Here is an 18,547-nt window from a genome sequence, read left to right on the forward strand (position 1 = left end):
TTGACCGCTTAGGGCCGCAGGCCCTGATCAGGCGTGCGCCAATGGCGCATCGCCCCGCTGAAATGGCACCCGGAGAGCGTGAGCATAGCGACCCGAAGGGGCACGCGGGTCCGAGTGCAGCGACGAGACCGGTTAAGAGGGCACCCGGGAACGGGGCAGTGATAGCGACGCCGGCATACTTGATGACGGCGAGCCCCTTTCCCGAGTGCCCCCGGCGAGGAGCTCCGCAGTCTCTGCGCGAGGGATCAAAGCCGGAAGGCGTGCGCCGTTGTGGCGTGAAGAAGAAGGGAGTCTTCGAAAGAACGGAGCCTACTGGTTTGGCTCTTACTTGCCCGACTTACCGGTGTCGGAAACGACTGAGACCTCGAAAGAGGAACGGGACCAGAGCATGTCGGGAAACATCTCGAAATCGGGTGCCGCAACCCGGTGGAGAGCACAGAGTAAGGTGTGCATGGTGAAAGCTGTATTGCCTGAATCCCAGTTTCCAGTCGCCAAAGGGCTGGCAGTAGCGAACGCGGCTGACACGCTACGCCACGCGGGGCAGATCGCACCGGCCAGTGTGATTTGCCACCAGTCCGCGTGGGACGACCTCCGTCGGAGGGTCAAGGAAGCGAAAGGGACACCTAAACACGCCGTAACTCCCCACACACGTAACTACGGGATCGCCTGCAGCAGGTTCGTTCGCGAACCTGTATGGCGACGGAGCCGTCGTAGTACCCAAATGCCCGGCGTAATGGCCGGGACAGCCGTCGCGAGGCGGACGATCATGCGTATAAGACTGGGTGACCGGACCGAAAGCGCCTCCGATCGGGGGAAGGACGATGCCGCTAAAAATGGCATTTGCAGTATGCGTAGAAGAGATTCTTCGACGGAGAGGTTCTGCTGATGCAGGCCGTCACCATCCAGAGGAGAATTGAATCGCGAGAACACGCGCATACGGAAAGCCGTGTGCATTGAAAAGTGCCCGCACGGTTTGGGGGGAGGCGTAGGGATATCCTCCACGAGGTATCCCGCGCCTACCCTACCGAGCCGCTACGCGGCTCGGTTCACGCGAGCCCGGTGCGGCGCTAGCCGCGCGCGCCCAATCAAAAAATCAGCGAAGACAGAAACTCAGCGAAGCTGAATCTCCTCCCGCACTTTTGTTTCTGCGTCATAGATCTTGATCTGAAGCCTTGGGAAACGCTTTTTCAGCTCTTCTCCACCTGCCCTGGCGCCGTCCCGGGTGGCAAATTCGGTCTTCAGTCGGCCATCCACTTCGAGTGCGTAACCAGATGATGGAAGTTCACGGGTGGCTGCAATCATGTCGTCCCTATCATGCAGTGAGGCAATCAATGACGATTGATTAGCGTGAGTCGCCCAAACCAGGCCAGCGTAACCTGCAAGCTTCGACTTGCCGTCCTCAACTGATCACGGATGGGAGCTTGCATCATCCGAGCAGGTGGCCGGCTTGCCGTTCGCACGGACACAGGAGCGGTAGAGCCACGGTTCGACATAACTGCCCTTCCAGATCCCTCGACCAGCGCGCTCGGCATTGTGCTGAGCCACGCCATATCTGCCTTTTGAGTATTGGGGCCAATCCAGCGCAAGTCCGTGAAGCACAAGCCATTCACCGAGGTCAGCGCCACCGACCGAGCAGGTCGCGACCGTGCGGCCATATTGATCGAGGCCGACCGGAACACAATTGACAGTCCGGCGAGCAATGAAGGCGTCGAGCTCGTTCGCAGCCTGCGCACCACAACGATATTGTAAACTGTCGTCGCCGCGGCACAGCTGGCTGCTCTCCGGTGCATCGACGCCCCAAAGCCGGATGCGCGTTCCATGGATTTCCAGGGTGTCGCCGTCAATAACGCTGGCCTGCCCCACAAACTGATCGGCCAAAGCCATGCTCGACAGAGGGGCGAGCATCAGTCCCAGGAGGATTCGACGCATGCTAATGACCTTGCAGCTACCGCAAGTCTCGCGGTTTGGATTTCGGCCGGTTCTCGAGCGGCTTTAGGGGCGGGTTCTCGGGCCGGTCGGGATAGTGAAACTCCGTGCCGTGCAGCCAGCGTCCCTGGAAGCGCACCCAGAACAGAATCGCATCCATCTGCCACGTGGACTCATAAACCCTATTGTCAAATCGCGCGAGTATTGGCCCAAAGCCCGCGCATCTCGCCCACGACCCGACGCGCCACTTGAAGGAGTTACCTTCCCGAGCGAGATTTTTGGGAGCCGGTTAGCCTTTTATTCGCGATCTTGCCGGGAGCTGCTCAAGGATGTGCGTTCGCGTCATCTGAGCTGTCAGTTGGGCTATCGCTGGTGCCGAGGGTCTTTTTTGGAGAGAACCAAATTGAGACTGCAACTTCTTCACTACATTGCGAAGCGGCTTCGCATTCAGTTCAACGTGGACTGCATGCCATACGGTTCCGCTTCCAAGAACGTGCGGCATCATTGAGCCATTCTGCACAGTAGCGATTCCAAAACGCCCGTTCGCGTGGGTACATTAGGTTGAAGGTCGCGTTGCTTGGCCCTTCCGTGTTTTCTTCTTTTTGGATTTGATGACATCAGCTTGCGCCCGGTAGGCCCGTGCCAGCGCCTGCAATCCCTCCGCTAAGTCACGGTCGAGAGCGGAGAGTGCTGCGCGGTCTGCCTTGTCAGCCTGCTTGCGGAGCGACTTAATCATTTTGGCCATGGCCGGTCCTAATGAGGCACGTACTCGTAGACGACAAGCGCCCCGAGTCCGATCATGGCAACCAAGACCGCTATTGCGAGAACGGATTGCGGGCGCATGCTGCTTCCCCTCAGTTCCCAATGAGTCGGATATTAGTCCATCGCGGGCACAAACGTGAAGGAAATGTTCTTCTGGGTGCTGATTGGCACTCTCATCATCTTCGCGATCGCGACGATTTTGGCTGACACGGGGTTGGGTGTCCGCTTCGGTCAAGATGAAGATATGCTGTTCGCTATAGAGGTCGGTTCACTTCTCGCGTCAATTGCATCGGCCGCCGGGTTGCTGGTGATGCAAAACCCGCGAGACGCGGACTAGGGCGGCGCCAGCATTTTTTCGATGTAGGCGTTGACGGTTTCGGCGAAGTCGCGCCGATCTCCAATCACGGCATCGCGCTGTTTCAGAACGTCGTCCTGAAGCAGGCGAAGCCCGCTCCTACGGGCGGCTACCGGCGTTGCTTCCAGATATTCGGTAATAGCGCGCTCAGCCAGTGGAATGCCGTTTGCGTCACCCTTGGCGATCAACCGACGAAGAATTCCTAAGCAAGCGTCTAAGTGGGGCATGCCACAAGTATACGCCTCGATTCTTTTCAAATTTCAAACCGAGACCCGATTAGAGCATCCGTTACCTTGGCGGCTCTAGCTCCCGTGAGGCCATCCATTGCGTTATCCGGCAGGCTGCCTCAGCCTGCCGCGCGCGGCGAATAAGTCGGTCGCGCTCAACTCCTGGTGGGGTGCCGCGGGCCTCTTTGCGCAAGCGTTCCGCTTCCACACAGACGGTCTTATCGAGAAGGTCAATTTGCTTGGAAAGATGGAGCCCGGTCATGCGCTCCCCTCGCTGATATGTAGGCGGGAGCGCTATCGGTCTCTCAGCCACCGACGCCTACAGGCAACCTTGGCCGGTGATATTGGAACAATGATCCGACACAGAGAGGGTTGCAAGGAACTTGCGACCCGCAAAACCACGGGTGAGAACGCTTAGGGACCGATCTCGCCATACGCGCCCCCTGCCCACCGACGCGACCGTACGATGCCTCGATTCGCCTACGTCGCAAGCGAGGATTTCCTAAAGGGGGCGAGCAGCGCGGCCGGTCCGTCGTCGGGACCGAGATTCGCCATCCGTCAAGGCCTGCCGCAGACGGCGAAGTAGCGACCGCCGGGCGTCACTCGATGCTTCACAACACCTAAGCCGACCTCCGCTGCGGTTTAGCCGCCGGCTTCTTCGCCGCGACCTCTTTCGCCGGCTTCTTACCTGCGATCGGCATCAGCATTTCCTTCTGCCCGGCCGCCACCTTGCGCGGCTTCTTGCCTGATTTCTTCGGAGCCTCTGTCGAAGCGGCCACGTCTCTTCCAATGCTCTTGCGCAGCGCGTCCATCAGGTCGACGACGTTCTCGCCTCGAGGGCGCGCCTTCGCTGTAATGGGCTTGCCCGCGCGCTTCTGATTGATGAGATCGATGAGGGCGGTTTCGTACTGGTCTTCGAACTTGTCCGGCTCGAAGTGGCCTGACTTCTGATTGACGATGTGCCTGGCCAGATCGAGCATGTCCTTCGTGACCTTGACGTCCTGAATATCGTCGAAATATTCCTCCGCGGAACGGACCTCGTAGGGATAGCGCAGCAGCGTTCCCATCAGCCCCTTGTCGAACGGCTCGAGCGCGATGATGTGCTCGCGATTGGTGAGCACGACACGACCGATCGCGACCATGTTCATCTCGCGGATGGTCTCGCGGATAACGGCGAAAGCATCGTGGCCGACTTTGCCATCGGGACTCAGGTAATAAGGACGGATCAGATAACGTGGATCGATCTCGCGGCGATCGACGAACTCGTCGATCTCGATCGTTCGCGTCGATTCCAGCGCGACGTTGTCGAGCTCGTCCTTGGTCACCTCGATGAAGGTGTCGGTGTCGACCTTGTAGCCCTTGACGATGTCCTCGTTGGCAACCTCCTCCCCGGTATCGGCGTCGACCTTGGCGTACTTGATGCGGTGGCCGGTCTTCCGGTTGAGCTGGTTGAACGAGACTTTTTCGGATTCCGACGTGGCCGGATAGAGCGCTACCGGACAGGTGACGAGGGAAAGACGCAGGAAGCCTTTCCAGTTAGCGCGGGGGGCCATCGCGGGGGAACTCCATACTGGTGCCGGATTCAAGACGAACGGCCCGGCTTGGTTCCGACACCGCGCCGCTCCCAAAAGGATGATTTTTTCAAGATGTGGGTCCGCGCGGACTCGACATTTGTTCTTGTTATGTTCTAATCGGAATGACCGATCGACCCGCGAGCTGGCGCATGCCGACCCCGAAGCAGATGGAAAAACTGGCCGCTGAAGCTGTCCGTAGACCGGGCCCTTCCACGGCGGCTCCAGATGCGCCGCTCCCGGCGGAATATTGGGAATCGGTCCTGAAAGACCCTCGCGCCGAAGAAACCGGAGCCCAGAAGCGGCAGCGACGTCTTTCCGAGATTCAACGCCACGTGCTGCGCATCTCGTGCCGCCGGTGCGAGCGGACGGTGGAAATCCAGACCGCCGATGCAGTCCGATTATATGGCCGCAACGCAGTCTGGAAGGACGTGGCGCAGCGGTTGCTCGACAACACCTGCCAGCAGCGAACCGGCAGGCATGAAGAAGACGGGTGCTGGCCGGCGTTCGAGGCGCCGTAACCGCTCCGGATTGCCGTTCCGATCTCTTAGCGCCTGGATGTCCGGATGGCCCCGAAGTATCACCCCACGCCCCTGTCGGGCGGCGATCGCAAAGCTCTGGCGAAAGAGCTCGGCAAGGCACGCGCGATGGCCAACATGCTGGCTGCTCAATCGGCGGAGATGCGGGCCAAGGGAGAGGCGATGCTCCAACAAGCTGACAAACTGCTTTGCGAAAGCTGGAACGAGCGCATGTGGAGCGACGGCGAACCGATCGATCCTTCGCCCACCATCGACCAAGCCGTGAACGGAGGCTTCCCTTGGCTCGAGATCAGGTGCACGCGCTGCAAAACGCCGAGCGACGTCGACCTTGCGGCGATGAAGCACCCGCCAACCACCTTCGTGCATGATCTCGCCAGCCGGCTGCGCTGCCGCAAATGCGCCAAGGCGGGCCGGCGTCCGTCTGCGACTCTGCTACAATTGGCTTGGCAGCCTCGCCACCCTCGAACCGAAGCCTGATTGATGTGCAATCTCTATTCGATCACGACAAACCAGGCCGCGATCAGCGCACTGTTTCGCGTCGTGAACCGATACGTGGGCAATCTGGCGCCGATGCCCGGCGTGTTTCCGGACTACCAGGCACCGATCGTGCGCAACGGAGCCGATGGCCGCGAGCTCGCCACGGCGCGGTGGGGGATGCCGTCGTCGTCAAAGGCGCTGATGGACGCCACGAAGAAGCGAGCCGAGAAGCTGCAGGCCAAGGGCAAGGCAGTGGATTTCAAGGAATTGCTCAGAATGGAGCCGGACGGCGGCACGACCAATATCCGCAACGTAAACAGCAAGCACTGGACTCGATGGCTGGGGACCGAAAATCGCTGCGTGGTGCCGTTCAACTCCTTCAGCGAGGTCAACAAGGCCGAAGGCGGCGACATCTGGTTCGCGCTCGACGAGACCCGGCCCCTCGCCTGCTTCGCCGGCATCTGGACCAACTGGACGTCCGTCCGGAAGGTCAAAGAGGGCGAGACCACCAATGACCTCTTCGCATTTCTCACGACGGAGCCGAACGCAGAGGTCGGCGCCATCCACCCGAAGGCGATGCCGGCAATCCTGACGACGCCTGACGAGGTCGATACCTGGATGACAGCCTCTCCAGACGAAGCCCTGAAACTGCAGCGGCCGCTTCCGGATGGAACGCTCCGGATCGTCGCCCGCGGTGTGAAGGAAGATCGTGCCGCGTCGGTTGATAGCTTTACGTCATGAACATCGAAGATCTGACGTTCGACTTTGTCGACCGCCCCGCGAGTCTGGAAAGGTCGGCGGCTTCTCGCGCTCGATTGGCGCCGGCCGGCTCCGGGAGGCGCTGACGCGGCGGCTCCACGCCGCGCTCGCGACCGAGATCGCGGGTCGATTCCTAAATTTACAAGTTGAGGAGTCCCTCGCTCGGGCGCAACACGCTGATCAGATCGCCAGCAACACTCCGCGAGCCGGGAATCCGGTCGACGCGCTCACAGCTCTCGAATACAGTTGCACCTGCCGAACGTAACGATCACGGGCCTCCGCAAGCTCTCGATCCGTCTTGAAGTCCACCACGGTCCATCCGGCGAAATCGGGCAGATCCTCTCGAAAAGAACAGGACGGTCGCGGAAGCATCACAGGCCGTTTTCCAGTCCCACGCGCCATCGGCATCGGAGGCACCAAAGGCCGCCTCCACGGCGGCGCGCAGGGTCGTGGCGTCGATCCGCTCACCGCGTTCGAGATAACCGAGGACATCATGGGCAGCCGCGAGGATGGCGGGCGCGCGAGAGATGGACGCGGGCGGAGCGGCCACGGGCGACATGATGTTCATGGGAAGGGCTCCGGGAGAGCGGGACTGGAAGCCCGGACGGCGCACTCTCGACCACCCAGACTCACCTCGTGCCGGCGCCCCTCTCCCTCTCACATCGCTGAGCTTGCTGGCATGAAAACAGTGCCCGGCCGTGAGGCGGGGCGCTGTGAAGGATCAGAGCCAGTGTCCGTCGGCGATTTCACGGGCAATCAAGGCGCGCGCCTTGCGCATTACTTCGTTGCCGCTGGTATCGACATGACAGAAGAACCGGGCTTGCGCACCGTTCTCGGTCCAATCGGCATAGGTGCAATATTCCTGGGCATCGAGCCGGAAAGCGCGCAGATCGCTCGCCCAAAGGGGCTTGGGCTCGACGATGACGGTGATGCCGCCCTTCGTTTCCGCCCAAGGCAGCGACCGCTCCCGCGGAATGTGTTCGCGATCCGCCGCGAAGATCGCCTCGACGTCCATCATGGCGCGCTCCCTTGGGCATCGGGGTGCGCGAAGCCTGCCGCATCGGCGGGGTCTGGCGGCAGATGGACTTCACAGGGGTTCCCATCCTCCTCGTCATCTGTCGTGGTGTCGTCGTCCTCCCCGGCGAGGAATTCCGGCAGGGCCGCGCTGTCGTCGGCTGTCTCGGACATATCCGCGTCGAGCGGCGCGCGCTCGATATTCTCGGCAAGCGAAAACTCGTCGATCAGGATCTCGCCATTCGCCTCCGAGAACACGCATGGCACGCTGGACGTCTTGGTGAAGCGCTTCTGCTTCACGAGAAGCCGGAGCGCGCGGTAGCGGCGCCCGCCGGCAGGCACTTCATACATGCCGGTCTCTTGGCCATCGGCATTGAGCACCGGCCGAACGTGCAGGCTCTGGATGAGGCCGCGGCGCGCGATCGACTCGGCCAGCTCCTCGATGGAAACGCCGACCTTCACGCGCCGGACGTTGGCCTGGCTCAGCACCAGCTTGTAGAAGGGGATGTCGCGCGCTGCCGAGAGGGTGACCTTCTGAACAGCAGTAGCCATCGGGATTTACTCCGCGACGGGCGCCGAGAGCCTCTCTCTCGACCCTAAACCCGTCACGAAGCGAAGCGCCGCCCTCTCACTCTAAGAGGACAGCGCCACAGGACCAGCGAGCCGAAATTGCGCGAAAGCGGAAACACGACTTCCCACACTTACGGCTTTCCGGAAGATCACGCGCCGCAGGTTGGGAGCCGGCCCGACATGACAGTACGCCGATCACGCCGCCTCCCGCTCGTCATCGAGCAAATCGGAATGGTCGGTGTCCGACAGGAAGCCGAGCAGCCAATCGGCCGCCTTGCTCGCCTGAGAGGCGGCGCGCACGATCGCGCGATTGTCCTCCCGCAGCACCTCGAGCCGATGTAGTCGGCATGGCGGACGGTCGGCAGGATGCCGAGTGAGGCGCAACAGAAGGCCGCATTGATTTCCGCGATGAGCTCCTCGAACGCATATTTTCTCGACGCGAACGAGCCGCTGAGGTCTCGGCGAAGGCGCGAAGCGTGTCCCGTCGCGGCCCAAGCTCGTGAAGCGCCGTGCGGTGCCAATTGATCGGCTCGAAATAGGCCTGAGGCGGCGGGACCTGCACATAGTCGAGCGCCGGGACATAGAAGGCGCGGTTGCCGCCGATACGGAAATCGATCCCCGTCGCCCGGATCAGCGCTTCAACCTGAGGCTCGATCAAGCCCGGTTGCGAAGATGGCGCAAGGCCCTACGCCGGTCGCGCGCGTAGTGTGGCTATGCACTGCCAATGACCCGCAATTTCATCGCTCGGGTCTCCAGCAGATATGTCTCGACCCCAGCCAGTAGATGCAGGCCTTCCTCGGTGATCGCCGCCCGCGACAGGCCTGGCTGAATGATGCGGACATCGAACTCGTATCGATAATCCTGCCAGCTCGCTTTCAGCCTCTTGAGGAACGCGGCGTTGCCATGCTCGAAGCGCGAGCTTTGTCCCTTGTCGAGGCGCAGCTTCTCGCGCTTCAGCATATGCGTGAACATGCGGTTGGGACGGTCGCGCCAGCGGGCAGATTTCTGGGCCTGCCCGCAGACCTCGTAAAGATCTTTCAAGCGGGCGCCGGGCGTGGCGGCACTTGAATATTTGCAATGATGGAGCGTGACCTGGACGAGGCCCTCGGTGACGCGGAGCGTTACCACGTCAGCGATCTCGCCGGCTCCATCGTCATCGAAAATCAAATCGTAGGCTTCCCCGTCGGTGAGCAAGGCGTCGATAACGCGCCGCTGGACGGAATCGGCACGCTTCCCGGTCCCTTGGGATTCGGCTCGGATGTCGGTCGTCGACCAATCCCACACCTCGATCCGATCGGCGGGATAGGGTTCGACGGCTTCACCATCCGGCAGCGCATAGAGGTGGCTGTAGATCAGGAGAGAACCATCGCCGAAGTCGATCTGAGGGGAGTCGTCTCCGAAGGACTCGGATAATGCCTTCACCTGGCCGCCGATCTTGATGGTGGCCTTGGGTCCCCCGCGCTGGGGATAGCGGGCACCGCCCTCGCTGAACACGATCTCGAATTCAGCGACGTGAGCATCGCTGCGCACGGCAAAGCGAAGCGGTCCCATTCGTTCATGGTTAAGAAGTTCGATGTCGCATTCCGTGAACAGGACGGGCCGATCGCCGAAACTGATCTCGACGCGATCCTCGATCTGCGTCAGGAGCGATTCCGGCCAGTGGATTGCGACAGGTGGCACCTCAGGCCGCTCGCTGATCTGGCGAGGCCGCATGGCGCTCTTGAACACGCCGTCCGTCGTGATGCCGGGGTCGTTGACCGACCGGCCGATGTCCTCGCACCATTCGACCCAATCGGTCAGGTCGCGGACCGGGGAGATCGACCAGAACTTGCCCTTAGCCGAGCAGCCTCGTGCTGCCAGCATGCCGTCAAGGAACCCAGACGCAAAGACATTGTTCTTGATCCTGGACTGCGATTTGGCGGTGTCGAGACCGTCCGCGACATCGACGCCCATATACATAGAGTAACGGATGCCCCGGCCCTGGCGATGGGTGAGTCCGAGGTTGCGCAGGATCAGGCGCTTGAAGCCGCGCAGGCTGCGGAACACCTCTTCCCCTTCGACGCGGCGCGCGGTCTCACCGCACACGGCCTTGGCGAGGCTGTCATAGGGACCCTTTGCGGAACTGCTGATGTAGAGGACGCCCGTCGCCTGGTCCCAGTACATCATATGCAGGTCCCAGATGACGTTGATCGCATGCTGCGCCGTCGTCCAAGCGGCCTGTTCTTCGGAACGTGTAACGAAGATAGCGACGTGGCGGTGTTGGTTGACCTTCATGCCGAGATAGACGCCGGGATTGTAGAGATCCTCGGCGCGCAACGGCTCCCAAGCATCGCAGGTCGTCCGATAAACGACCGCATTCATCTTCGGCTCAAGTGTCTGTAGCGGAATGTCGCTGAGGTCGCCGACGAACCCCTGGAACATCTCCGCGCGGCGGACCTGCCGTTCGATCCGGGCAGTGCTGAGCGCTTCGACAAGCGCATTCCAATCCGCGTCCTCGGCATAAAGTTTCGCAAGCGAGCGGTCGATGTCGTCGACGCCGGTGTTGGCGATCACCGTGGCGTCCCCGAGTGTGGGATCCTGCCGCGTGAAGCGACCAACGAACTGAATGGTAACCGCGATGCTCTTGTGCGGATCATGGAGGCCCGCAATTTTCAGTTCCGGTAGATCGAAGCCCTCACCCAGCATGTCGACGCAAATGATGATCCGGCTCTCGAAGCGCCGAAGTGCCGCCAAATTTTCGCGCCGCTCACGAGCCGATTGCTGGCTGTGAACGATGACGGGCCGAAACTGCGGATATTCGGCGCTGTAGAGTTGATGAAGCTCCCTGGCGCGCTCGATCGTCGAGCAGCGCGCCATAGCGAGGTGATTAAGGTCCGCTTCGAGATCGGCTTCCAGAACCTCTCCGAGTTTTTCGGCGATGGCCTCGTCGGCGTCGGCCTGGTCCAGACCGAAAACAGCCTCGAAGCGGATCGGCTTGAAATAGCCTTCGTCCTGCGCCTTCTTGAGCGGATAGGTGTAGATGAACTCGCCATCGACCCGCCGGCCATCCTCACGAAACGGCGTGGCAGTGAACTGAACGATCGGCAGCGGCGGGTCGCGATCAACAAAGAGACTGCGAAAGCGCGCCCAGGTCGGCGCGCCGATATGGTGTGCCTCGTCGATAAAAAGGGCCGATGCGCGCGCCGCCATCCGTTCCTGAACTGGCGCCTCGGCGCGGCCGGCGATCTGCATCGTTGTGACCACGACATTCGCGCTGTCGAAGATCTGGTCGACCTCCGCCAGGGTCGTGGGAATATGCGAGAGGCGCAGCACCACAGGGAAAGCAGCGGCCGCGTCGAGGCAATCCTGTTGCTTGAGGACGCCAAAGGTCTCGAACTTGCCGGCAATCTGTTCGCGTAGCGCATCGGTCGGGACGACGACCAGCAGGCGTTCAAACCGCCGATGGGCGTTCAGGGCCAGCATCGTTTCCGTCTTGCCGGTGCCTGTCGGCATGACGATGGTGGCGGGCTCGCTCGACCGCGTAGCGTGAGCAAGCGCGGCGTGAAGCGCGCCGATCTGCGGCCGGCGTAGCCCGCGCACCGCAGCGCGACCGTTCTCGGCAGGACGGCTCTCACGGAGGTGAAATGCATCCTGCCAAGAATCCGAGACCGCGGCGAGCCTTTCGCTGCGAGCAACCACATCGAGCCCGCCGATGTCGGTCGGCACGACATTCATCCATCGGCCTTCGCCCAGTTCGAGGGCCTCGGCGATCTTGCGCGGTTCCGACGCGCCCGGTACAAGTAGGACGAGATCGGCATCGAGCTTCGTGGCCGTCCGGCTGCTGATGATCTTCAGCGTCTCACCGGACGACAGGGTTGCTTCGTAGCCGTTGACGCGCCGGACCGAAAATGACCGGAGACGACACACCTCGCGCAAGGCGGGAACCGTCAGCTGCCGTACCGAGCTTCCAAGCACCTTGCCGTCGATTGCAAGACGCGCGGGCAACAGCAGCGAGACGGCATCATTGAAGAGATCGTCTTGGTCCGAGCCGGGGGCGCGCTTGCGTGATGACATCAGTTGCCCCCGTATCAGGCCGCCATCGCCAGGGCCGTGGGCGCGACGTTGATCACCGCACCTGTGGTCATGAGGACGATCAGCCCACGCTCAGCGCCAGTCATGTCGAGATAGGCTCGGACCTGCGCGCGATAGTGGTCGAGCGTCTGGCGCGCAGGATTCACGTCGCTCTTCCAGTCAACGACAACGGCGGGGCGGCCTTCGGAGGTGACAGTCAGCGCATCCGCGATGCCGGCCGTCGCGGTTTCGTCGCCGTCCACGGCACGAGCGGCGTAGACGGGAAACTCGGCAAGAAGCCCAGGCCGCAAAGCCGCGATCTCCGGCAGCGCGAGGGTGCGAACAACACAGCCCGCCAGTTCCTCGGCTGAGAGTCCCGTCGCGGGGTCGGCAACCGGCGCACGACCCAGCGCGCGGATGAGGTCGGCAGCACGTTCGACAAGTGCCGCTTCCACCGCATCGGTCTCTCCGGTCAGCACCTCTTCCATGAGCTTGTGAAGGACGAGCCCGCGCTCGCGGCCACCCTGCACCGGAGCTGCGGCTTCTAATTCACTCGGCTGGTCATCGGCTGCCCCCGCCCAGATCCCTGCTTCTTCTTCCTGAAACACGGCGCTGCAGGCATTCTCGTCGCGGCTAGGCGCGAGCCAGGCCAGGCGTGTCTGCCGGGCAGCGATCGCTTCAGCTTCGGCGGCGAAGGTCGCGCGGGTCTGCGCGTTGCCCACTCCGGCATCGGCGGGCAGGATGTCGGGAGACAGATGGGAGACGTCCAGAACCGGCAACTCGGCGAGCGACAGATCGATGAGACTGATCCAGGCGGATTTCGCGGGCGTGGCATCAAGCCGGGGCAGAACGAGCAGTTCACGGGCGCGTGTGGCGGCGACATACCAGAGCCGGATGCGCTCGCGATCGAGTTCGTCCTTCTCCGCCTGACGAGCGGCGTCATAACCGTCGGGAGCGGCACCCAGGACCGGACAATAGAAGGTATCGGTCTGTCGGTCGATGACCGCGCTGTCGGGCACCATGACGGTTGTCATGGTGTTGACCGGAATGACGATCGGCCATTCAAGGCCCTTGGCGGCGTGCATCGTGAAGAGCGCGACGGCTTCCTCCTGGGCATCGGGCCGACCTTCGACGGCCCGCGCTTCATCGGTCCATGCCGCAGTCATCGCCTCGGTGAATGCGCGCAGCCCGCGCACGGCGTAGCCGGTCGACAGGCTGAGATAGAGATCCACATTGGCGAGCGCGCGCTCGGCCTGACCGCGATGACGCTCGAGAAGGAGCGGACGGACCCGCATAACGTCGATAGCCTGCGAGAGCAGTTCGTGCGGCGTCGTGCTGTTGCTGCGCCGATTGAGCGACTGCAGCTTCTCGATCACCTCGCGCACGAGCGAATGGCCAATGGCGGCGGAATCGACGCTGAGGTCCAGGCGCGGAATCCGATCGGGCTCCTTCTCGGAACGCGGGAGCGCCCAAACGACATCCAGCAGCTCCTCTTCGGTAAACCCAACCAGAGGACCGCGCAGCAGCGCACCGAGCGCCAGCGTGTCGCGGCGATCGGCAAGGACGCGCGTCAGCGCGATCAGGTCCTGGATTTCCTGCCGACGAAAAAGACCCTTGCCGGCCTGCGTGGCGACCGGGATGCCCCGGCGCTCCAGGGCTTCCTCATAGCGCCAGAGATCCGCGCCGGTCGGCGCCAGCAAGGCAATGTCGCCCGGCTGGCAAAGACGTTCTGCGCCGCTGCGCCGGTCGATGACAGGCTGGCCGCCGATAAGCCGCGCGCACAGCTCGGCAACCGCATCGGCTTCGGCGTCGCGTTGCTGCTCGGCGCTGGCCTTGCCGTTTTCATCCGCGACGGCGACATCGATGGCAGCGACGCACAGACTGTCGCCACGATCATCATGAAACGGGTCGAGGGCGGTGAAACCGGGCTGGCCGTCGGCCGATAGCACAGCCTCGAAGCGCTCGTTGACGAAGGTGAGGATCGAGGCGCAGGAGCGGAAGTTCGTGGAGATCGACAGAAGGCTATCGGCATCCTGGGCGCGAAAGACATCGCGGGCCTGCACATAGGCGCCGACATCGGCGCCGCGGAAGCGATAGATCGCCTGCTTGGGATCCCCGACAAGGAAGAGCGCACCCGGCCGAATCCGGAAGCGGGTCCAGTCGGCATTATCGTCGATCGGATCGCCGCAAAGGCGCCAGAAGATCTCGGTCTGGAGGGGATCGGTGTCCTGGAACTCGTCGACGAGGACATGGGCGAAGCGTTGTCCCAGCGCACGCCGCACATCGTCATGATCGCGCAGCAAATCGCGCGCAGCAAAAATCAGATCATCGAAATCGAGCTGGGCGCTCGCCCGCTTGTGGTCGCGATAGCGCTGAAGGATCGGTCGCGCTTCCTCGATCAGAGCGGCCAGGACCTTGCTGGCGGCAGCTCGCAGAAGCGCATCCCATGTTTCGCAGCAGGCTGCGTAGTGGATCTCGGCCGCGTCGTTCAGCCGATCACCGTCGGCCTTGGAAAGACCTGCTCGCTTTGCCGCAGCCGCCCATTTGCCCTTCTTGCGATAGGACAGGAAGGAGCCTTTCTGGGTGCAAAGGTCCGGGTGGGGACGCGAAGTCAGAAGCCGGACCAGACCAGCGGGCGTCGCGGCATCGGGACCGGCCGCGAGCGCGGTCGCCATCTCGGCCAGCCGCTCGACGATCACGAACGTTTCGGGCTCGGCCGCTGCCGCCCCGCGCATGAAGGCCGCGAAATCCGCCGTCGCTTGGCGGAACGCCGTCAGATGACCGTAAAGCGGGGAGACCGGCGGCGCTGCAAGGGTGCTGCGGCAGCGCAGATTCTCGGCGATTTTGTGAACGAGCGTCACGGTTTCACTGGGGTTATGCAGCACCATCTCGGCGAGGATGCCGCTCTGGTCGCCAGACAGGCGTTCGCGCAGCCAGCCGTCGACGATCTCGATGAAGGTGAGATCGGCCTGATTGCGGTCCGTTACGCTAGCGCCGGGATCAATATCGGCCTCAGCCGGGTAAGGCTTGATCAGGCGCTGGCAGAAACCGTGGATGGTCGAGCAGGTGATTTCATCGATCGCGGCGCTCGCGACGGCGAGATTGTCGCGCTGGACCTGCGACAGACCGTCGGGCAGCGCAACGCGCAATTCGGCCGCGATCTTGCCAGCCGAGAGGTCGGCAACGAATTCTCGGACGCGCGAAAGCAACTCGCTCGCAGCAAGTTCGGTGAAGGTGACGGCCGCGATGGAGCGCGGCGGAACGCCTTCGGCGAGCATGACGGCGATGCGTCCGGCCATGACGGCGGTCTTTCCCGAGCCCGCGCCGGCCTCGACAAGAATCGACCGATCATGGAGGCTGATTGCGTTGCGGCGTGCGCCGTCATCCTTGAGAATCTTGGACGCGCTGCTCATCATTCTGCCTCCCAGACCTGAGCGACTTCGCCCAGCCGCTCTGTCGCGGCCGGGAGCTTGCGTTTGCAATAGGTCGCGCTGGCATTGGCCGGCAGCGCGAAGGCGAGATCATCATAGTCGCCGCCGGTATCCGGGCCTGGCAGCGCTGCGCCTCCGGCGAGGCTGATCCTTGCCGCACGGAGATAGCCCGTGATCTCCGCGAGTACGGCTTCGGGGTCGTCGAGCTGGAGATCGACCGGCTCACGGGGATAGAGCAGTGAGGCGCTGATCGCGACGTCATCGCCCAGGAGCGCCTTCACCGCGAACGCGTAGAGACAGCGCTGGAGCTCGCGGCCGCCATTCAACCGGATGTCGCCTTTCGGCGGACGGCCGGTCTTATAGTCGCGGACGAGTGCGCGCGTGCTGTCGCCTGAGATGTCGAGCCGGTCGATATAGCCGGCGATATCGAATCCGGCGTCGGGAATCGTGACAGGCGCGCCGGGGTCCCACGGCGTCTCCGCTTCGGATTTCGGTTCCGAGCCGCCGAAGGGCACCTCGCCATAGGAGCGGGCGCCGGACAGAAGATCATCGCCGTAGGATAGAGCGCGGCCCGCCATCAGACGGGCGTCGTCCAGGGTACGGCCCCAGATGACGGCCGGCGGGACCGGACGCTCGCTTTCCCAATCGGCGGCGACAGATTGCGCGGCCCGCTGCACCGCCGCTTCGATCGCCGCCGCACCGGCGGACGCTAGTCCGCCCGCGGCTTCGAGGTCACGCAAGGCACGGTCGAGAACCATGTGGACCAGATCGCCGACGCCGAGCGCGTCGAGTACGAGGGGTTCGGCGCTGCTCTGCGGCTCGCGCCATCCGAACGCATAGACCCAGACAAAGCTGATCGGGTTGCGCAGCAGACGACGGAGCGAACTGGCCGACTGAGTACGGCTGAGGATCGCGAGAACGAGCGGATGATCCGCCCGAACGAGCCCGTCATGGGTGGTGATCTCGCTGCGTCGCCAGTCGAGCCAGCAGCTTTGCGCGCTGACCGCTTGCGGGTCGGCGGCAAACTCCTGAGGCCGGGCCATAAGGCGGTCGGTTTCGCTGAACGCATGAGCCGGAACGGCGTTACGCCGGAGATAGGTTTCCTCGCCATGGCCAGCGATCAGCGGGCTTCGCCCCAGAAGGCGGCCGTCGCTGTCGCGCCGGCCGCGCGAGAGGACGACTTCGTCCGCGGTCGTAGCGAGGATCGTCTCAAAGTCCCGGCGGTCGGCGAGGCTGACCGGCAGCGGATCGAGTTCGGCGGTGGGAATGATGTGGTCCGGGATCAGCCGGTCTTCGGCAATGCCGCGCGGCCAACGCGAGGAGTTGAGGCCGAGCAGTCGCACAAAGCGGCGGGGTGAGGCCGCGAGCGCACTGGCCGGCATCCAGGCCACGGACACGCATGCTTCCAGCCCGTCGTCCTGCTTTAGGATTTCGAGCGCGGTGTCGATCGCGGCGGCAGGGCCGGCGAGCAGCGCTTTGCGCCAGATCGCGAGCGCCCGCCCCTTGAGGAACGCCTCGCCGATCTCCGTCGCGGCGTCCGGTCCTTTCGCGAGCATATCGACCGCCGCGCGCAGTGCCGGAGCGTGATCCACGCCGTCGGGCCAATCCTCGGGCTTCAGCCGGGCGAGCAAACGGTTCCAGGCCCCCGATGTCGAGAGAGGCGCGTCGGCCGGCAGGATGCGAAGCCAGCCTTCGGGCAGGGTTTCGAAAGGGCCAGAGTCCCGGCACAGTGCAGCGAGGCGCCGCAGACGCGACTGCGACAGACCGCGAACGACGATGTCGGCCAGCGCCGCGGCTGCCTGTCCCTCGCGTGTGGCGACAGCCCTAACGCCGTGGACGAAGTGCAGGTCGACATTGGCATCGGCGCGCAAGGCCATGAAATGATCGTCATAGTCTGCGGGCGACGCGGTCGCGATGGCGATCTCCGATGGCGCCGAGCCCGAGGCGAGCAGCGACCGCACCCAGCGCATCGCCTCGATGGCCTCATGATACGCGGTCGCCGCGCTGATGGAGCTGATCGCCGGTACTTCAGCGGCGCTACGCACGATCCTGACGGCGGTATTGTCGAGCCAGACAGGGCTGGTCCGCGCACCTGCTATCCATCGCACCGGGATATGGGTGGCGAGGTTCTTCAGCAGGGATCGCCAGCAGGGCGACAACTCGGTCAGGCCGACAATTTCCATCGCTCCCAGCACCCCGGGGGCGTGGCCGATACGGCTGGTCGCGGCGGCGACGATGTCGACCGGACGCATCATGCCGGCGGGAAGCTGGTCGAGGACGGCGGCCTCCAATCGGGCAATGGAGTCGAGACGCGGATGCTCCGTCGCCCGGGCAGCGAGGTCGATGTCGGCGCGCCAGGCCTTGTGAAGAGTATCAGCGGCCGCGTCGACCATGCCGGGGAGCACCTTGATGCTGTCCAGCTCGCCCATCGGCGTCGTGGGCAGGACCGCCTGAATCGCCGCGCGCAGGCTCTCGTCGTCGATCGGCCGGGCAAAGCCTCCGGCGAGCCGCACGGCGGCCTGCTCGAACGACATGACTTGGAGACCATGACGACCGCCGCGCGCCGCCGCGAGGCGGGCCTCTCGCATTGCGAGGCGACCATGCACAACCAGAGTGGATCGGCTCGCCGCGCCCATCGCCGTCCCCTCCCGGGTTACTTCTTGTTCGGACGCTGGCTCAGCGCCGACGCTTCCGCCCTCTTCGCGGCTTTGCTGCTCTTGGGGTTCCGCAAGACAGTCGAGGCGGCGCTCGCCGCCTTCTTGCTGGTCACCTCACGGCTCGGACTGCGCTTGGACATTGGCCCCTCATTAAATTTGTGCTCGCCACCGTTGACGAGCGAGTCTAATAGGAATAATAATTATACGGA

16 protein-coding genes and 2 pseudogenes are annotated in these 18,547 nt (G+C 63.3%); 4 read left to right on the top strand and 14 right to left on the bottom strand.

Features of this window, described 5'->3' with window-relative positions; genetic code table 11:
• Window positions 1–1,110: 1,110 nt before the first annotated feature.
• The 4 genes from ACVWY5_RS33300 to ACVWY5_RS33315 all read right to left on the bottom strand — a co-directional run bounded on the left by ACVWY5_RS33300 (window position 1,111) and on the right by ACVWY5_RS33315 (window position 2,671).
• Window positions 1,111–1,302 carry a hypothetical protein gene (locus ACVWY5_RS33300; RefSeq protein WP_080673056.1) on the bottom strand — a complete coding sequence of 64 codons (192 nt, stop codon included), beginning with the start codon at window positions 1,300–1,302 and terminating at the stop codon, window positions 1,111–1,113.
• A gap of 105 nt (window positions 1,303–1,407) precedes the next feature.
• Entirely contained in the window at window positions 1,408–1,929 is a 522-nt protein-coding gene (locus ACVWY5_RS33305) for a thermonuclease family protein (RefSeq protein WP_028352213.1), read from the bottom strand.
• Between the two features lie 16 nt (window positions 1,930–1,945).
• The gene (locus ACVWY5_RS33310; protein WP_321176921.1) at window positions 1,946–2,086 is read right to left on the bottom strand and encodes a hypothetical protein; all 141 of its coding nucleotides are present in this window, start codon (window positions 2,084–2,086) and stop codon (window positions 1,946–1,948) included.
• Window positions 2,087–2,482: 396 nt separating this feature from the next.
• Window positions 2,483–2,671 (bottom strand): hypothetical protein, encoded by a 189-nt coding sequence (locus tag ACVWY5_RS33315; RefSeq protein ID WP_051383893.1) that lies wholly within the window; start codon window positions 2,669–2,671, stop codon window positions 2,483–2,485.
• Between the two features lie 153 nt (window positions 2,672–2,824).
• Here ACVWY5_RS33315 and ACVWY5_RS33320 point away from each other — a divergent pair, with 153 nt between their 5' ends.
• The gene (locus ACVWY5_RS33320) at window positions 2,825–3,025 is read left to right on the top strand and encodes a hypothetical protein (protein WP_321176922.1); all 201 of its coding nucleotides are present in this window, start codon (window positions 2,825–2,827) and stop codon (window positions 3,023–3,025) included.
• Here the strand turns inward: ACVWY5_RS33320 and ACVWY5_RS33325 are convergent.
• The gene (locus tag ACVWY5_RS33325) at window positions 3,022–3,231 is read right to left on the bottom strand and encodes a hypothetical protein (protein WP_283088521.1); all 210 of its coding nucleotides are present in this window, start codon (window positions 3,229–3,231) and stop codon (window positions 3,022–3,024) included. The genes ACVWY5_RS33320 and ACVWY5_RS33325 overlap by 4 nt on opposite strands.
• Before the next feature lie 659 nt (window positions 3,232–3,890).
• Window positions 3,891–4,823, bottom strand: a complete 933-nt coding sequence (ku, locus tag ACVWY5_RS33330) for a non-homologous end joining protein Ku (RefSeq protein ID WP_028352217.1) — start codon at window positions 4,821–4,823, stop codon at window positions 3,891–3,893.
• Window positions 4,824–4,966: 143 nt separating this feature from the next.
• Between ku and ACVWY5_RS33335 the strand changes: the two genes are divergently transcribed.
• From ACVWY5_RS33335 to ACVWY5_RS33345, 3 genes are read left to right on the top strand one after another with little or no spacing between them, the layout of a single operon-like run.
• Window positions 4,967–5,362 (top strand): hypothetical protein, encoded by a 396-nt coding sequence (locus ACVWY5_RS33335; protein WP_028352218.1) that lies wholly within the window; start codon window positions 4,967–4,969, stop codon window positions 5,360–5,362.
• Window positions 5,363–5,407: 45 nt separating this feature from the next.
• The gene (locus ACVWY5_RS33340; RefSeq protein WP_028352219.1) at window positions 5,408–5,857 is read left to right on the top strand and encodes a hypothetical protein; all 450 of its coding nucleotides are present in this window, start codon (window positions 5,408–5,410) and stop codon (window positions 5,855–5,857) included.
• Between the two features lie 3 nt (window positions 5,858–5,860).
• The gene (locus ACVWY5_RS33345; RefSeq protein WP_028352220.1) at window positions 5,861–6,598 is read left to right on the top strand and encodes an SOS response-associated peptidase family protein; all 738 of its coding nucleotides are present in this window, start codon (window positions 5,861–5,863) and stop codon (window positions 6,596–6,598) included.
• Between the two features lie 286 nt (window positions 6,599–6,884).
• On the opposite strand, the gene ACVWY5_RS33350 is transcribed toward ACVWY5_RS33345, so the two are convergent.
• The 8 genes and pseudogenes from ACVWY5_RS33350 to ACVWY5_RS33385 all read right to left on the bottom strand — a co-directional run bounded on the left by ACVWY5_RS33350 (window position 6,885) and on the right by ACVWY5_RS33385 (window position 18,478).
• Entirely contained in the window at window positions 6,885–7,184 is a 300-nt protein-coding gene (locus ACVWY5_RS33350; protein WP_321176923.1) for a hypothetical protein, read from the bottom strand.
• Between the two features lie 153 nt (window positions 7,185–7,337).
• The gene (locus ACVWY5_RS33355) at window positions 7,338–7,634 is read right to left on the bottom strand and encodes a hypothetical protein (RefSeq protein WP_028352221.1); all 297 of its coding nucleotides are present in this window, start codon (window positions 7,632–7,634) and stop codon (window positions 7,338–7,340) included.
• A 179-nt stretch (window positions 7,635–7,813) separates the two neighbouring features.
• Window positions 7,814–8,182, bottom strand: a pseudogene (locus ACVWY5_RS33360) (ParB/Srx family N-terminal domain-containing protein); the annotation flags it as partial.
• 213 nt (window positions 8,183–8,395) lie between these two features.
• Window positions 8,396–8,879 (bottom strand): annotated as a pseudogene (locus tag ACVWY5_RS33365) (zincin-like metallopeptidase domain-containing protein); the annotation flags it as partial.
• A 32-nt stretch (window positions 8,880–8,911) separates the two neighbouring features.
• Complete coding sequence (locus ACVWY5_RS33370) at window positions 8,912–12,253, bottom strand: DEAD/DEAH box helicase family protein (protein ID WP_028352223.1); 3,342 nt, start codon at window positions 12,251–12,253, stop codon at window positions 8,912–8,914.
• Window positions 12,254–12,267: 14 nt separating this feature from the next.
• A complete protein-coding gene (locus ACVWY5_RS33375; protein ID WP_028352224.1) occupies window positions 12,268–15,663 on the bottom strand; it encodes a UvrD-helicase domain-containing protein in 3,396 nt (1,131 codons plus the stop codon).
• Window positions 15,663–18,317 (bottom strand): PD-(D/E)XK nuclease family protein, encoded by a 2,655-nt coding sequence (locus ACVWY5_RS33380; RefSeq protein WP_028352225.1) that lies wholly within the window; start codon window positions 18,315–18,317, stop codon window positions 15,663–15,665. The genes ACVWY5_RS33375 and ACVWY5_RS33380 overlap by 1 nt, the downstream gene beginning before the upstream one ends.
• A 17-nt stretch (window positions 18,318–18,334) precedes the next feature.
• A complete protein-coding gene (locus ACVWY5_RS33385; RefSeq protein WP_321176924.1) occupies window positions 18,335–18,478 on the bottom strand; it encodes a hypothetical protein in 144 nt (47 codons plus the stop codon).
• Window positions 18,479–18,547: the final 69 nt, after the last annotated feature.

This window comes from Bradyrhizobium sp. USDA 3256, from assembly GCF_054058275.1.

Bases quoted from the DNA above. Each gene is read 5' to 3' on its own strand.
- ACVWY5_RS33305 (WP_028352213.1), bottom strand. From the start codon at position 1,929: ATGCGTCGAATCCTCCTGGGACTGATGCTCGCCCCTCTGTCGAGCATG.
- ACVWY5_RS33310 (WP_321176921.1), bottom strand. From the start codon at position 2,086: ATGGATGCGATTCTGTTCTGGGTGCGCTTCCAGGGACGCTGGCTGCAC.
- ACVWY5_RS33370 (WP_028352223.1), bottom strand. From the start codon at position 12,253: ATGTCATCACGCAAGCGCGCCCCCGGCTCGGACCAAGACGATCTCTTC.
- ACVWY5_RS33300 (WP_080673056.1), bottom strand. From the start codon at position 1,302: ATGATTGCAGCCACCCGTGAACTTCCATCATCTGGTTACGCACTCGAA.
- ACVWY5_RS33385 (WP_321176924.1), bottom strand. From the start codon at position 18,478: ATGTCCAAGCGCAGTCCGAGCCGTGAGGTGACCAGCAAGAAGGCGGCG.
- ku (WP_028352217.1), bottom strand. From the start codon at position 4,823: ATGGCCCCCCGCGCTAACTGGAAAGGCTTCCTGCGTCTTTCCCTCGTC.
- ACVWY5_RS33345 (WP_028352220.1), top strand. From the start codon at position 5,861: ATGTGCAATCTCTATTCGATCACGACAAACCAGGCCGCGATCAGCGCA.
- ACVWY5_RS33350 (WP_321176923.1), bottom strand. From the start codon at position 7,184: ATGAACATCATGTCGCCCGTGGCCGCTCCGCCCGCGTCCATCTCTCGC.
- ACVWY5_RS33315 (WP_051383893.1), bottom strand. From the start codon at position 2,671: ATGGCCAAAATGATTAAGTCGCTCCGCAAGCAGGCTGACAAGGCAGAC.
- ACVWY5_RS33375 (WP_028352224.1), bottom strand. From the start codon at position 15,663: ATGAGCAGCGCGTCCAAGATTCTCAAGGATGACGGCGCACGCCGCAAC.
- ACVWY5_RS33335 (WP_028352218.1), top strand. From the start codon at position 4,967: ATGACCGATCGACCCGCGAGCTGGCGCATGCCGACCCCGAAGCAGATG.
- ACVWY5_RS33340 (WP_028352219.1), top strand. From the start codon at position 5,408: ATGGCCCCGAAGTATCACCCCACGCCCCTGTCGGGCGGCGATCGCAAA.
- ACVWY5_RS33355 (WP_028352221.1), bottom strand. From the start codon at position 7,634: ATGATGGACGTCGAGGCGATCTTCGCGGCGGATCGCGAACACATTCCG.
- ACVWY5_RS33380 (WP_028352225.1), bottom strand. From the start codon at position 18,317: ATGGGCGCGGCGAGCCGATCCACTCTGGTTGTGCATGGTCGCCTCGCA.